This window comes from Empedobacter brevis (genome assembly GCF_965118635.1).
GTDB classification, from domain to species: Bacteria; Bacteroidota; Bacteroidia; order Flavobacteriales; family Weeksellaceae; genus Empedobacter; species Empedobacter brevis_A.
Genome location: NZ_CBCPHV010000003.1, coordinates 376,830 through 391,426 on the forward strand (window position 1 = coordinate 376,830; position 14,597 = coordinate 391,426).

Genomic DNA, 14,597 nt, shown 5'->3' on the forward strand with positions numbered 1-14,597 from the left:
TAAAAACCTGCTTGTTAAAAGCAGGTTGAAAAAATTATTGAGTGACTAATTTTGTTTCATTAAGAATTGGCTCTTCTTTTAGAATATTCATTGCCATTTCTACAGTGTCTTGTTTTTCTTCAAAAATTGGAGCTTCTTGTATAAAAGCTGTTGCTGGAGCTTCTTCAACTTTTGGTGGTTTGTTATCAAATTTGTAATTAAATCCGATTCCAAGAGTTTGTTTTATTTGTGTTTTTTTAATTTGATCTTCATCATATAATAAATTCACACTTACTTGTGCAGAAACAAATTTGTTTACTTTCATATCCAAAATTCCTTGATAAGCAATATCTACATTACCAAATTTTTTCAAATAATCAGCATAAAGACCTAAGCGGTTATCATAAGTAATTCCGTCCATTATTTTTAATTTGTAACGAGCACCTAAATATGCACCAAATTCAAATAGAGTATTATCTCCGTCATTTTTTAAACCAAAGTTTCCTTTTTTCTGTAAATCTTTGTCTAAAACAAATGTCATTCTTGGAGTGAATGGATGGATATTAACTTGAAAATTTTCGTTTGGTTTGTAGTCAACACCTAATCCTAAACTTAAATAACCAGGAGCCATTAAGTTCGAAATTTTTGTTTTTGGTTCAGTTCCGTAATCATAACCTTCTGAAAACTGTGTACGAAAATTCATAGATGCAGCTAAATACCAATTGTTTCCAATGTTGTATCCATACGAAGAAGTAAGGTCGATGATGTCATTTGTTTTACGAGAACTTTCTCCTTTATTGTTTTGTAGACCATAACCCAAAATGATATGGTTATCCCAAATATGTCTATCTTTTGTAAGGTTAAATTCGTAATCAAGATTTCCATTTAATGCAAATGAGTTAACACCTCCTGCAACCCAATTACTGAATGCACTTTGCGAAAATAAAAGTGAATTATTTCCAGAAACGAACCAACCAGGTTGGCGACCATCAAATTTTTGATCTTTTAAATAACGCTTGCTATCAGTGGCAACATTGCCGTCTTTCACAGTTTGCGCATAAATTGTTGTAGCACTTCCTAAAATTGCTAATGTAAATAAAAATTTTTTCATAAAATATGGTTGATATTTATCAATTTATTCCAAAAATATGGATTCTGATTTAATATATGTAGATTTTTCGTCGATTGTATTTTTATCAAAAACCTGATCGTAATTTTGTTTATTTATTTTTACAACTGGTAATTTGATAGGAAACTTGCCAGAAGTATCAAAATAAGGTAGAATTTCTTTTCTTCGAGATTTCTTCTTTTCTTTTTTCTTGGTACTATCTATTTTATAAGTCAACCCAATCCCAAGAGCTTGTTTGAATTGGGTTTGTTTAATTTGATCATCATCATAAATCAAATTAAGCGTTAATTGAGTAGACATAAAATTATTAATTTTCATATCTAGTAGACCTGCGTATACAATATCTAGATTATAAAATTTGTTCGAATAATTAGAGAAAATTCCAATGTTATTATCGTAGGTTACATTTTCAAAAAGTTTGACTTTGTAACGTCCACCCAAATAAGCACCAACTTCAAAAAGAAAAGTATCTCCATCATTTACTAAACCATAATTCCCTTTTTTTTGTAAATCTTTATCGGCAACAATTGTTGTTCGAGAAGTTAAAGGTTGAAAAGTAACAGAGAAATTAGAATTAGGAGTGTAGTTAGCACCAACCCCTATCGTTACATATGCAGGAGCAAATAGATTGGATAATTTCTTTTTTGGTGTTGCTGCATAATCATATCCAGCAGAAAATTGAGAACGTATATTTAATGATGAGGTTAAATACCATTTTTCTTTAATTAAATATCCGTATGAAGTTGTTACGTTAATATTATCAGCTGTTTTACGTGTTCCGTTGGTTTTATTGTCTAAAAAACCATATTCAAAAATAAAACGATTGTCCCAAAAATGCTTATTTTTTCGGAAGTTGAATTCATAATCTGTTTTTGCATTTAGAGAAACAGAATTTTCTCCTCCTGCCATCCAATTGGAAAATGTATTTTGATTGACAGTCAAAACATTTGCACCATAAATTTCCCAACCAGATTTTCGTCCAGTTGTATCAACTTTAGATTTTAAATATTTTCGCCCATCAATAATTAGATTTCCACTTGTATCTAAAAACTGAGCAGAACTAAAAAGTGATAGGACTAAAAAAATAAGTGAGAAAATTAGTCTCATTCTAAAAAAAATATCTTTGTCTAAAATTGAAAATTCCAAACAAAGATATTTAATTTATTTGTTAAGGATAAAACCCTTTCTTAATTATTTTCCCAACCTTTTAGCCATTTTACCATAACATCTATCCAATCTTGTCGATCATTTAAACAAGGAATATACGTAAATTGTTCTCCTCCAGCTTTTAAGAATTCTTCTCGACCTTCTATTGAGATCTCTTCTAAAGTTTCTAAACAATCAGAAACAAAGGCAGGTGTACAAATTGCTAAGTTTTTAACTCCTTGCGAAGGAAACTCTTCTAACATATGGTCTGTATACGGTTTAATCCATGGATCTCGACCTAAACGTGACTGAAAAGAAGTCGTATATTTATCTTCTGGTAATTGTAAATATTCAGTTACCAAACGTGTTGTTTCAAAACATTGGTTTCGATACGTTTCAATTGGTAATTTGCTTATTTTAGCTGCTTTCAAAGCTTTATTATCATGGCGTTCTGGTATTCCATGGTAAGAAAATAATAATTTATCAAAATTAGCAGGTAATTTCTCTTTAATAGATTCTGCTAAAACTTTAATATAATCAGGATGATTGTAGAAAGCTTTCAAGAAATTAATCTTAGTATCTTTATAAGTTTTTTTCTGAATTTCAAGAACTTTATCTGCAACAGTTTCTGTAGAAGACATTGTGTACTGAGGATATAAAGGAACAACCAAAATATCACGAACACCTTTTTCATGAAGCTCGCGCATACCAGCTTCTATCGAAGGATTTTTGTAGCGCATTGCCAAAACAACTGGAATATCCATTTGTTTTTGTACCATATCTCTCAAAATTTTAGAAAATACAATTAATGGTGATCCATCTTTTGTCCAAATTTTTCGATAAGCTTCTGCAGATTTTTCTGGTCTTTTTGGTAAAATAAATAATTCAACGATAGTTTTACGAATAATCCAAGGAGAATCCAAAACTTTCTTATCCATTAAAAATTCGCGTAAATAAGTTCTTACGTCTTCAACTTTGGTAGAATCGGGCGAACCTAAATTCACTAATAATATTCCTTTGCTCATAATTCTTTTTATCTAAAAAAATATTGCGTTCTTTGTAAGTGTAAAAGTACGGAGGATAATTTAAATTGTCCTTCGTAATATTATCATTATAATTTATATCATCATTTTATGTCAGATTTATTGAATCCTGATAAAGAATTTTATCCAGATGACGATCTAAATCACGAAAATACTGTTCGTCCGCAAAGTTTTGATGATTTTGCTGGACAAGCTCATATTCTCGAGAATTTAGAAGTTTTCGTAAAAGCGTCTAAACTTCGTGGTGAAGCTTTGGATCACGTTTTGTTGCACGGACCTCCAGGTTTAGGAAAAACAACATTGGCAAATATTATTGCGAATGAATTAGGTGTTGGAATAAAAATTACTTCTGGACCAGTTCTCGATAAACCAAGTGATTTGGCAGGTTTGTTGACAAATTTAGAAGAAAATGATGTACTTTTTATTGATGAAATACATCGTATGTCTCCTGTTATCGAAGAATATTTATATTCCGCAATGGAAGATTTTAAGATTGATATCATGATAGAATCTGGACCAAACGCTCGTTCAGTTCAAATTGGTTTAAATCCTTTTACATTAATTGGTGCGACAACACGTTCTGGTTTATTAACTGCACCATTACGCGCACGTTTTGGAATTAATTTCCGTTTTGAATATTATAATGTCGAATTGTTGAGTTCTATTGTAGAACGATCTTCTCGTATTTTAGATACTCCGATTGACGAAAGAGCTTCAATAGAAATTGCAGGTCGTAGTCGTGGAACACCTCGTATTGCAAATGCATTATTGAGAAGAACACGAGATTTTGCACAAATAAAAGGAAATGGAAAAATTGATTTATCAATTGCAGAATTTTCTCTAAAAGCCTTGAAAGTTGATGATAATGGTTTAGACGAAATGGATAATAGAATTTTATCAACGATTATCGAAAAATTCAAAGGTGGACCAGTTGGAATTACAACTTTAGCAACAGCAGTTGGTGAAAATGGCGGAACGTTAGAAGAAGTTTATGAACCATATCTTATTCAAGAAGGTTATTTAATGCGTACAGCTCGTGGACGTATTGCAACAGAAAAAGCTTATCAACATATCGGTGTAAAATATCGCGGAGAAAATTCTCCCCAAACAGATTTGTTTGATTTGTAAATATATCTTCTGTTTTTATAAAAAAAACGAGTAAATATTATTCTCAATCTATTCTTTGTCAAAAAAATATCTGAAAATCGTTAATTTTTAGCAATAAATGCTCCTTCAGACAGAAGAACATATCAAAATAAAATGGTCCCAATGCATCAAAGAAAAAGCTGAAGCATTGGGATTTATTTCTTGTGGTATTGCCAAAGCAGATTTTTTGGAAGAAGAAGCACCACATTTAGAATCTTGGTTGAAGAATAATTACAATGGAGAAATGCAGTATATGGAAAATAATTTCGATATGCGATTAGATCCTCGGTTGTTGGTCGAAGGTGCAAAATCTGTGATTTCGTTGGCTTATAGTTATTATCAAAATCTAGATAGAAATCCTGATTCCTATAAGATTGCGATGTATGCACAAGGCGAAGATTATCATTTTGTGGTAAAAGAAAAAGTGCGCGAATTGTTAGATTATATCCAAGAAGAAATAGGAGAGGTTAGTGGACGAGCTTTTACAGATTCAGCTCCAATTCTAGAACATGCTTGGGCGAGAAAAGCTGGAATTGGTTGGGTTGGAAAAAATTCATTGACCTTATCCAAACAAAAAGGTTCACTTTTCTTTTTGTCCGAATTGATTATTGACTTAGATTTAGCTTACGATTCTCCAATACAAACCGATCATTGTGGAAAATGTACACGTTGCATAGATGCTTGTCCAACAGATGCAATTTTGCCCAATAAAACTGTAAACGGAAGTCAATGTATTTCCTACTTTACAATAGAATTGAAAGATCAAATTCCAACAGAAATGAAAGGCAAATTTGACGATTGGATTTTTGGTTGCGATGTTTGTCAAGAGGTTTGTCCTTGGAACCGTTTTTCGTTGCCAACAAAAGAAACTCGTTTTATTGGTCACGAAAAAATTAATCAATTCTCTAAAAAAGATTGGGAAGAAATTACGGAAGATGTTTTCCGAAATATTTTTAAAAAATCTCCTGTGAAACGCACAAAATATGATGGTTTGAAAAGAAATATCGATTTTGTAAAATCACTATAAATCGTGAAAATTTTTGGTTTAGATTTTGTTAGCTTTACTTCAAGAAAATCAAATCAAAAATGAAAAAAAGTTTAATCATTCTTGCTACTTTTTTAAGTTATTTTGCACAAGCTCAGTTCGGGATTGTACAAGATAAAGATGGTTTTGCAAATGTGGGAGATGAAAAAAGTACTTCGTCTAAAATTGTTGGTAAAGTCAATTCAAATTCAATTTATCCAATTGATACTGATGAAGAAAATTCGAAATGGTATTTGGTCGAATATAAACCTGAAAAAGCAGGTTATGTTTGCTATGATCGAATCAAAAAGTTAGAAGATTTTGAAACGATTTCACCAACTTCAGTAAATGATTCTAAAATAGAATTTTCGGTTGCTGATTATATCATTCAGCTCGAAACACAAAAATTTAATACTATAAATCGTGTAATAAACATGGATAATTATCTTGTTTATGCAATTGATAATAGTGATTTTTATGGAACAGATGGCGAAATTCCTATAACTGAATTCAAATCATTTAAAATATCATTCAAAGGAAAAGAAATTAGCATTCCAAAAGAATATTTCTCCAACTTATATAATGCAAATTTATCAGCCACAAAACTTACTTATAATAAAGAATTAAATCAATATTATTTGTTCGGAACATATAGCGATGGAGCTGCAGTTTATGATTCGCTTTGGATATTAGAAAATGGAAAAATTGTAGAACATTTTGTTCAATTGAATGCATATGCTTAATCGAATATTTTTAGCTTTCGGATGTTTTTTCATATTTACGTCGATGATGTTTGCGCAGAAAGTAACGACTTCGAAGTTTGGAGATATTTCATACGAAATGTCGCAAAAACAAGTTACCGCTTTATCGCCAGATAAATTAGCACTTTATGATGTAAGTAATGCAGAAATGCCTGAGCACGATATTGAGTTGAATGGAATAAAATATCACATTTCGTATTATAAAAATCTGAAAAATAAACAATACGAAGTTTATACAATTTCTTCAATAAGTTCAAAACTTTCGACTTTATCAGGAATAAAAATTGGAAGTTCGTTGGATGATTTATGGAAAGCATATAAAAAATATGATATTTCTGTACAAGATATTTTCGAAGATGATGAAACAAAATCTGTAAGAGCTTTCTCAATAAATGATCTTGATAATGGTTGTACTTTATATTTTTATTTGAAAAATAATAAAGTTGTTAAAATGGTTTTGTCAAACGAATCTGGTTTTTTAAATAATAATATTTATGAGAACTAAAATCGCTTTTTTCGGATTTTTTCTATTATCAATAATTGGATTTGCACAAATTTCTACAACACGAATGAATGAGTTGAAAATAGGAATGCGTCCACCTGAAATATTGAAATTGTTAGGCAAAAATCCAGCTGCAATTGCAGATGAAGGAGAAATGAATATCACGTTGAAAGGAATTAATTATACCATAGAATTAAGAAGTGGTTATTTGAGCAAAACAGAAAATGATACCTATTTAAGTTCTATTTCGACAGCAAGTAAAAATATTAAAACACTTTCGGGAATTGGTATTGGTAGTTCTTTAGAAGATTTGTGGAAAAATTATTCATCGAAATACACGATATTTTTAGATAAATCGAATGATGATTACAGAGAATTTAGAATCGATGACAAAGAAAATGGAACAATTTTACTTTTTCAATTACGAAATGAAATCGTTACTAAAATGGAACTAAATTCATATAATCCTGAAGAATGTACACTTTAAAAAATAATGATTTAAAACCTTTAAAAAATGATGAAGAAAATATTTTTTATAACTGCTTTTATAGCTGGAATAGCTTTGCAAGCACAAGTTTCTACAACTAGAATAAATGATTTGAAACTAGGAATGAAATTGTCTGAATTAGAAAAATTAATTGGACAAAAACTTAAATTAAAATTGAATGAATATGGTTATCCAGATGGAGATGTAAAGATTGTCTCTAAAGGAATCACTTATAAAGTTGGATTTACGACAAATGGAGAAGAAGGAATAAATCCTTCAGTTTTTACTGTATATAGCATAAAATCTTCTGATTCTAGTCTTAAAACATTATCAGGAATAAAAATTGGATCGTCTTTGGATGAGTTAATTAATAAGTATAAAAATTTGAATATTTCGATCTACGATGGCTATGATGACAAAACAGACAAAAGAACAAAAGCTTTTCGTTATTTTAATGTAGATGATTATGACAATGGATCGATGTTACAATTCTATTTAGTGAATGATAAAGTAGTTTCTTTCGATGTAATGTACAACGAAGGTTGTTAAAAATATATCATTAAAAAATCCAACTCAATGAGTTGGATTTTTTTTGAAATTATTTTTTGACTACTTTTTTAGTGATAATTTTTCCATCTTTTAAGTGAATAGATAAAATATAAATTCCTACTGGATATGATTTTAAGCTAATTTCATTTCCTAATTCAATTCCAAGTAAACGTCCATTAAGATCATATAGATTAGTATAATCAAAATTCTTTGCATTAATTTTTACAATATCTGTTGTTGGATTTGGAAAAACTTCTACAAGTGTTTGTTGATAGTTATAATCATTTGATGATAATTCTTCCCAAGTATTTTCAGCTTTTTCTCCTCCCCAAATTAATGTTGCTAAATAAGGATTATCAATAAAAGGATTTCTGCTTCCTTGCGTTTCAGCAATTATTTCGTTTCTTACTTTTTCAAATTCTGATACTTTATCTTCCACATTCCATTTCAAAAACATATCTGGCATTCTATCATTATTGCTTGTTGTTTTGTTATAAGCAACTAATTGCGGATCTGTTTCTAAACCATAATGTACATACATATACATTATAATGCGTGCAACATCTCCTGTCCATTCATCTCCGGGATAAAAAGCTTTATCCATTAATTTTGCTTGTCCAGTAACATCTTTTGGCGTTTTTTCACGGTAAGGGTTATTACTTCTTGTCGAATTTATTTGTCTATCAACAGCACGTAAATTATGTGCATCTGTTCCAGTTCCAGGATAATCTGTATTTAATTTAGGATTTGCTAAAGATTTCGGAAAAACATGTTCTCGTTCCCATTTACCAGTTGATGCTCCTCCAGTATTGTTTTTGTTATTAACATCACGCGTTCGTTGTTCAGAATAAATGGTAGAATTGTCGTTAAAACCATAAATCAGTAATACACGTCCTTGTGAATCTAAATCCAAATCAGATTTATCTAAAATATTCCAAACTCCAGGTGTATAAGAGACTGAATGATGTGTGGCATTGATTAAATCATGTAGTTCTTCCTTTATAACTTTTCCATTTTGCTTAAAATTGATTCCTTCATAATAATTTGGTTGTTGCGCAAAAATGGCAAAAGGAAATAAAACCAGTAAAAATTTTCTCATAAACATTTATAAATATTTAGCGAAAATAAGTATTTATAAATAGTTTAAAAAGACTTTTAGATTAACAAAAATTAAACTTTTTAATGAAATTGTTTGATATATTGTTTTGGAGTTAAACCATATTTTTTCTTAAAGGCTGATATAAAATGAGATGGATTTTCATAACCAATTTCAAAAGAAATATCTTTCACCATTTGTTGATTTTCTTCTAGCTTATGCAATGCATATTCCAATTTTTTATCTAACAAATAGCCATAAACAGTAGTTCCATAAAGTTCTTTAAAACCTTCTTTCAAATGATATTCAGAAATCGAAAATTTTTCGCAAAGTTGTTTAATCGTTGGAGGATTTTTAAAATCGGCTAATAAATAATCTTTGATTTCCTTGATTCGCTTGCCTTCATTTTCATCATTTAAAAAAGGACAATGTTCAGTTTGGTTTTCTATTTCGGAAAAATAAAGCGTGAACAATTCATACATTTTCCCAATTAAAAATAAATTTTGAAATTGAGGAGAAAGTTTCATTTGTTCAATTTGATTTAGCACCAATTTAATTGCAGGTCCAATTTCGCGTTCAATATAAAATTTTTCTTGCGTCATACTCGAAATCAAATTATTTTGAATTTGATATTCTGCAAACAATTGATGCAATTTCTGAATAGATAAAACCACAATATAAACCTTACTTTCGGCATTAACATTTAACGATAATGGAATGTCTAAAGTCGGATAATAAAACAAAAAACATTTTCCTTCATTCAAATTGATTTTATAAATACCACTATTAAAATTAAATGTCAACGAACCTTTTGTACAAAAATAAAATTGTATATAACGTTTGTCAATCCCTTTTAGAATCGTATCGGTAGAAGCTGTAAAGTTGTCTATTTGAGCGATAAATACGTCTGTTGATAATTTATACTCGTTAATTTTACTTTTATGGGTATTTTTTAAATCCATTTCGAATGATGAGCTTTGTCATATAAAAAACGTGATAATTGTAAAATTCGCTCTTTATAATGGTTTACATACAAATATAAACTTTTAATTTATAATTATTCTAAAAAAGCCTTCTTTAATTTTTAGCGTTATTTTTTATTTTTAAAGTTATTTTTCGAAGAGTTTTTGAAACTACTTTTGTATCAGTATTTGAAGAAATGGTAATTACAAGTAACAAAAAGGAAAGAAAATTTTATGTAATCGGAATCAGTTATGAAAAAGCTGATGCTATTACGCGTGGTAAATTTACATTTTTCCCAGAACAAGTCGAAACATTTACACAAGATTCTAAATCAATTGGTTTAGAAAACTTTTTTATTGTATCAACTTGTAATCGTACTGAATTTTATGGTTTTGCAGAAAACGAAGATCAAATCGTTGAGCAATATTGTAAATATACAGAAGGTAATGCAGATGAATTCCGTCAATTTATGATGGTAAAAGAAGGAGAAGAAGCGATTACACATTTATTCCGTGTTTCATCGGGATTAGAAAGTCAGATTTTAGGTGATTTTGATATTATAGGACAAATTAAAATTTGGTTTTCTCGTTTCAAAAAACAAGGAGCCTCAAATGCTTTCTTAGAACGTTTAGTAAATACTGCAATTCAAATTAGTAAAAAAGTTAAGAATGAAACTTTCTTAAGTAATGGTTCTGCTTCAGTAGCCTATTCAGCCGTTAATTTTATTCAAGCAACACAAGGAAACTTGGTCAACAAAAATATTTTGTTGTACGGAATTGGTAAAATTGGACGAAATACATGTGCTAATTTGGTAAAACATTATCCAAATACAAATATTACATTAATTAATCGTACAAAAGAAAAGGCAGATGTTCTAGGATTGAAATACGATATTACTGTAAAAGATCACAGTGAATTAAAAGAAGAATTAGGACATACAGATATTTTAATTGTTGCAACAGGAGCAAGTAATTATACAATTACAGAAGAAATGATTCCGTTCGATAAAGAAATGACAATTATTGATATGTCTGTTCCAGAAAATGTAATTCATACGTTAGCTGCTCGCGAATCTATTCAATTGGTAAATGTAGATGGATTATCTAAAATGGTAGACGATACAATTGCGCAACGTCGTAATGCAATTCCAGAAGCTCTGGCAATTATAGAAGAACATTCTAACGAGTTTTATGAATGGTTAGAAACTAGAGAATTAGTTCCGGCTATTCAATCTTTCAAAGATAGATTAGACTTTTTTCAGAGTTTTGCTTTAAATAACTTGAAAAAAGATAACGTAAACATCGACGAAAATGAAACGATTTTAACTGAAAAAGTAATTCAAAAAATTACAAATCAGTTTGCTTCTTATTTGATAGAGAATAAAGAAAATGCAGACGAAACAATTCAGTTAATCGAAAAAATGTTTCATTTAAAACAAGCTTAATACAATCATGAAAACAATAAAAATTGGTACACGTCAAAGTCCATTAGCACTTTGGCAAGCCAATAAAGTAGCTTCTATTCTAGAAGCAAAAGGACATCCAACAGAAATAGTTCCGATTACTTCTGAAGGTGATGCAAATCTAAAACAACCTATCTATTCATTAGGATTAACAGGTGTTTTTACGCGTTCGTTAGATATTGCTTTGTTAAATGATCAAATTGATATTGCAGTTCATTCGTTGAAAGATGTGCCAACTGTTTTACCTGAAACATTAGAATTAATTGCTTACCCAGAACGCGCAAGTTCTGCAGATATTTTGGTTTATAAATCGGAAGATATTTTTGAGAAAGAACATCGAATTATAGCAACAGGTTCTTTGCGTCGTAAAGCATTTTGGAATCATAAATTTCCAAATGATACCATAGTAGATTTACGTGGAAATGTGCAATTACGTCTAAAAAAATTACAAGACAATGCAGATTGGGATGGAGCTATTTTTGCTTTTGCAGGTTTAGATCGTTCAGAAATTTTAGATGAATTAGCAGAAAAAGGACTTTATTATAAAGTAATTGATTGGATGATTGCTGCGCCATCACAAGGTATTTTGGGAATTGTAGCAAAAGAAGGTTTAGATTTGAGTGATATTAATAACTCAGAATGTGAACTTTTTGCAACAGTAGAACGACAATTCTTAAATGTTTTAGAAGGTGGATGTACAGCTCCAATTGGTGCATTAGTTGAGAAAATTGATGACGAAAATTATTCGTTCAAAGGAGCAATTTTATCAATTGATGGACAAGAAATGATTTCAATCGAAAGACAATTCAAAGCAAATGAATACTTAACAAAAGGTAGAGAATTTGCCGAAGAATGTATTGCGCAAGGAGCAGGGAAAATGATTGAAGAAATAAAAAAAGAAATCGGAACGAAATAGTGCAAAAGAAAATTTTATTCACCAAGTTGATTTCTCCTTCAATTCTTGAAAAAGAATTTGGAAATAATGTTGAGGTGCTTTGCAAACCAACTTTAGAAATAGAATTAACATCGACGAATGAAATTTTAGCACAACTTGATGATTCAGTTCATCAATTTATCGTAACGAGTCAAAATACAGTAAATGCCATTCAAGAATTGGAATTGAATGGTCATTTTTTTGTTGTTGGAAAGAAAACGGCAGAGAAACTAAAAGCACAAAACAAAGAAGTTGTTTTGATAGAAGATTATGCAGAAGATTTAGCTCCGAAATTAATTTCAGGAAATTATATTCCGAAATGGAATTTCTTATGTGGTTCTTCTCGTCGAGATTTGTTGGTGAATGAATTATCAAAAGCAAATCACAAAGTCAATCAAATTATTACATATCAATCAAAACAAATTATTTATCAATTAAATGAAACATTTGATTTGTATGTTTTTTTTAGCCCATTATCGTTCAAAGCTTTTCATCAAGAAAATAAAATTCCAGAAAGTTCGCGTATTTTTACAATAGGAAATACAACAACTTCTGCAATAAAAGAAGTTTATCCAAATTATGAAATTGTAACTGCACAAACACCTTTGGTGGAAGTAGTTATCGAAAATATAAAAAAATACATCAATGATAAAAAATGATTTGCTTTTAAAAGCATTGAGAGGTGAGGAGGTAGAACGTCCACCAGTATGGATGATGCGTCAAGCAGGACGTTATTTACCAGAATTTATCGAATTGAGAGATAAATATGATTTCTTTACACGTTGTCAAACACCAGAATTGGCTGCTGAGATAACAGTTCAACCAATTCGTCGTTTTCCATTGGATGCAGCAATTATCTTTTCAGATATTTTAGTTGTTCCACAAGCAATGGGAATGAATTTCGAAATGAAACCTGGTGTTGGACCTTGGTTAGAGAATCCTATTCGTACAGCTAAAGATGTAGAAAAAGTATATATTCCTGATGTTGAAGAAGAATTAGGATATGTGTACAAAGCAATGGATTTGACGAAAAAAGAATTGGATGATAAAATTCCATTGATTGGTTTCGCAGGTTCTCCATGGACATTGTTGTGTTATGCAGTAGAAGGTCGTGGTTCTAAATCTTTTGATATAGCAAAAGGTTTCTGTTTCCAAAATCCAGTTGCAGCACACCAATTGTTAGAAAAAATTACACAAACAACAATCCAATATTTGTTGAAAAAAGTAGAACACGGAGCAAATGTGATTCAGATTTTTGATTCTTGGGGAGGAATGTTATCTCCAAAAGATTATGACGAATTTTCTTGGAAATACATCGAGCAAATTGTAAACGAAGTTTCTAAAGTAGCTCCTGTAACTGTTTTTGCAAAAGGTTGTTGGTTTGCTTTGGAAAAAATGGCCGATTCTAAAGCATCTGCTTTGGGAGTTGATTGGACAATTACGCCGCAATTAGCGCGCGAATTCACAGGTTTCAAAAAGACATTACAAGGTAATTTTGATCCTTCTCGTTTGTTATCTCCACCAGAAACTATTCAAAAAATGGTAAAAGAAATGATTGACGATTTTGGTCCTTATAAATACATTGCCAATTTAGGTCACGGAATTTTACCAAATGTTCCAGTAGAAAACGCACAAGCTTTTATAGAAGCTGTTGTAAATTATAAAAGAGATTAAGAAACTCGATATAAATAAAAAAACCTTCCATTATGGAAGGTTTTTTTATTTGAATTAAAATTTATATTAATATTTTATTTAGCAAAACTTCTTGAGAGTTTATCACTGAAAATAATTCCAATAAAAGAAAGTAAAATAATAATTGTACTTGAGATTAAATCAGAAGTAAGTCCTTCTTGAAAAGTATCTTTTACGCTTAAATATTGTATTGTTGTATTGATAAAAATAGGTAATTGAAAAATAAATAAAATAATCGAAATGATTAGAATCGAAATCTGTGTATATTTTTGAATAGGAATTGTAAGGTCTTCAATTTTTGTATCTCCGAAATATTTTTCAACTTTAAGAAATTTAATTATAATTTCTGTTTTGTAAATAAAGGTTTAGTAGATCAAAAATAGAATAAGAATTATAGTAATAAGTGTTACATAAGGAAACAAAAAAATATTCTGGCTTCTAATTTCCTCAGGAAAAATAATATCAAGGTTAATTAAAAGATTTATTTGTTCGGGAATAAATGTTATAAAAATTTCAAGAATAAAGAAAAGTCCAATTAACTTAATAATTACAGCAAATAGATTTTTAATCGTCATTTTGTTTCGTATTAATTATTATAAATTTAATGAAAATAAGTTATAATCACCATTTTAACAGAAAATTAGAAGTTAAGAATTTTATTTTCAGTCAAAATCCTTTATTTTA

The 14,597-nt window shown here is 29.7% G+C and carries 15 protein-coding genes; 10 read left to right on the forward strand and 5 right to left on the reverse strand.

Going from position 1 to position 14,597, the window contains the following annotated elements; genetic code table 11:
- Positions 1–34: 34 nt before the first annotated feature.
- From ACMHJW_RS06245 to hemH, 3 genes are all read right to left on the reverse strand, one after another.
- On the reverse strand, positions 35–1,090 hold the full coding sequence (locus ACMHJW_RS06245; RefSeq protein WP_413532550.1) for a DUF3078 domain-containing protein: 1,056 nt from the start codon (positions 1,088–1,090) through the stop codon (positions 35–37).
- Positions 1,091–1,114: 24 nt separating this feature from the next.
- On the reverse strand, positions 1,115–2,215 hold the full coding sequence (locus ACMHJW_RS06250) for a DUF3078 domain-containing protein (protein ID WP_413532551.1): 1,101 nt from the start codon (positions 2,213–2,215) through the stop codon (positions 1,115–1,117).
- 80 nt (positions 2,216–2,295) lie between these two features.
- Positions 2,296–3,279, reverse strand: a complete 984-nt coding sequence (gene hemH, locus ACMHJW_RS06255) for a ferrochelatase (RefSeq protein ID WP_413532552.1) — start codon at positions 3,277–3,279, stop codon at positions 2,296–2,298.
- Positions 3,280–3,387: 108 nt separating this feature from the next.
- On the opposite strand from hemH, the gene ruvB reads away from it, so the two are divergent.
- From ruvB to ACMHJW_RS06285, 6 genes are all read left to right on the forward strand, one after another.
- Complete coding sequence (gene ruvB, locus ACMHJW_RS06260; RefSeq protein WP_413532553.1) at positions 3,388–4,425, forward strand: Holliday junction branch migration DNA helicase RuvB; 1,038 nt, start codon at positions 3,388–3,390, stop codon at positions 4,423–4,425.
- 97 nt (positions 4,426–4,522) lie between these two features.
- Positions 4,523–5,470 carry a tRNA epoxyqueuosine(34) reductase QueG gene (gene queG, locus ACMHJW_RS06265; protein WP_413532554.1) on the forward strand — a complete coding sequence of 316 codons (948 nt, stop codon included), beginning with the start codon at positions 4,523–4,525 and terminating at the stop codon, positions 5,468–5,470.
- Between the two features lie 59 nt (positions 5,471–5,529).
- Positions 5,530–6,210 carry a hypothetical protein gene (locus ACMHJW_RS06270; RefSeq protein ID WP_413532555.1) on the forward strand — a complete coding sequence of 227 codons (681 nt, stop codon included), beginning with the start codon at positions 5,530–5,532 and terminating at the stop codon, positions 6,208–6,210.
- The gene (locus tag ACMHJW_RS06275) at positions 6,203–6,733 is read left to right on the forward strand and encodes a hypothetical protein (protein ID WP_413532556.1); all 531 of its coding nucleotides are present in this window, start codon (positions 6,203–6,205) and stop codon (positions 6,731–6,733) included. The genes ACMHJW_RS06270 and ACMHJW_RS06275 overlap by 8 nt, the downstream gene beginning before the upstream one ends.
- Positions 6,723–7,217: a hypothetical protein gene (locus tag ACMHJW_RS06280; protein WP_413532557.1), complete on the forward strand. Its 495-nt coding sequence runs from the start codon at positions 6,723–6,725 to the stop codon at positions 7,215–7,217. Before ACMHJW_RS06275 ends, ACMHJW_RS06280 begins: the two co-directional genes overlap by 11 nt.
- Before the next feature lie 30 nt (positions 7,218–7,247).
- Positions 7,248–7,766 (forward strand): hypothetical protein, encoded by a 519-nt coding sequence (locus ACMHJW_RS06285; protein WP_413532558.1) that lies wholly within the window; start codon positions 7,248–7,250, stop codon positions 7,764–7,766.
- A gap of 49 nt (positions 7,767–7,815) precedes the next feature.
- On the opposite strand, the gene ACMHJW_RS06290 is transcribed toward ACMHJW_RS06285, so the two are convergent.
- Both ACMHJW_RS06290 and ACMHJW_RS06295 read right to left on the reverse strand, forming a co-directional pair.
- A complete protein-coding gene (locus tag ACMHJW_RS06290; protein WP_413532559.1) occupies positions 7,816–8,865 on the reverse strand; it encodes an endonuclease in 1,050 nt (349 codons plus the stop codon).
- An 80-nt stretch (positions 8,866–8,945) separates the two neighbouring features.
- A complete protein-coding gene (locus ACMHJW_RS06295; protein ID WP_413532560.1) occupies positions 8,946–9,824 on the reverse strand; it encodes a helix-turn-helix domain-containing protein in 879 nt (292 codons plus the stop codon).
- 197 nt (positions 9,825–10,021) lie between these two features.
- On the opposite strand from ACMHJW_RS06295, the gene hemA reads away from it, so the two are divergent.
- Genes hemA through hemE form a run of 4 tightly spaced genes read left to right on the forward strand, consistent with a single transcriptional unit; the run spans position 10,022 to position 13,895 of the window.
- Complete coding sequence (hemA, locus tag ACMHJW_RS06300; protein ID WP_413532561.1) at positions 10,022–11,269, forward strand: glutamyl-tRNA reductase; 1,248 nt, start codon at positions 10,022–10,024, stop codon at positions 11,267–11,269.
- Between the two features lie 7 nt (positions 11,270–11,276).
- Positions 11,277–12,203 (forward strand): hydroxymethylbilane synthase, encoded by a 927-nt coding sequence (hemC, locus tag ACMHJW_RS06305; protein ID WP_413532562.1) that lies wholly within the window; start codon positions 11,277–11,279, stop codon positions 12,201–12,203.
- Positions 12,203–12,880 (forward strand): uroporphyrinogen-III synthase, encoded by a 678-nt coding sequence (locus ACMHJW_RS06310; protein WP_413532563.1) that lies wholly within the window; start codon positions 12,203–12,205, stop codon positions 12,878–12,880. Before hemC ends, ACMHJW_RS06310 begins: the two co-directional genes overlap by 1 nt.
- A complete protein-coding gene (hemE, locus tag ACMHJW_RS06315; protein WP_413532564.1) occupies positions 12,867–13,895 on the forward strand; it encodes a uroporphyrinogen decarboxylase in 1,029 nt (342 codons plus the stop codon). Before ACMHJW_RS06310 ends, hemE begins: the two co-directional genes overlap by 14 nt.
- The last annotated feature ends 702 nt before the right edge of the window (positions 13,896–14,597 follow it).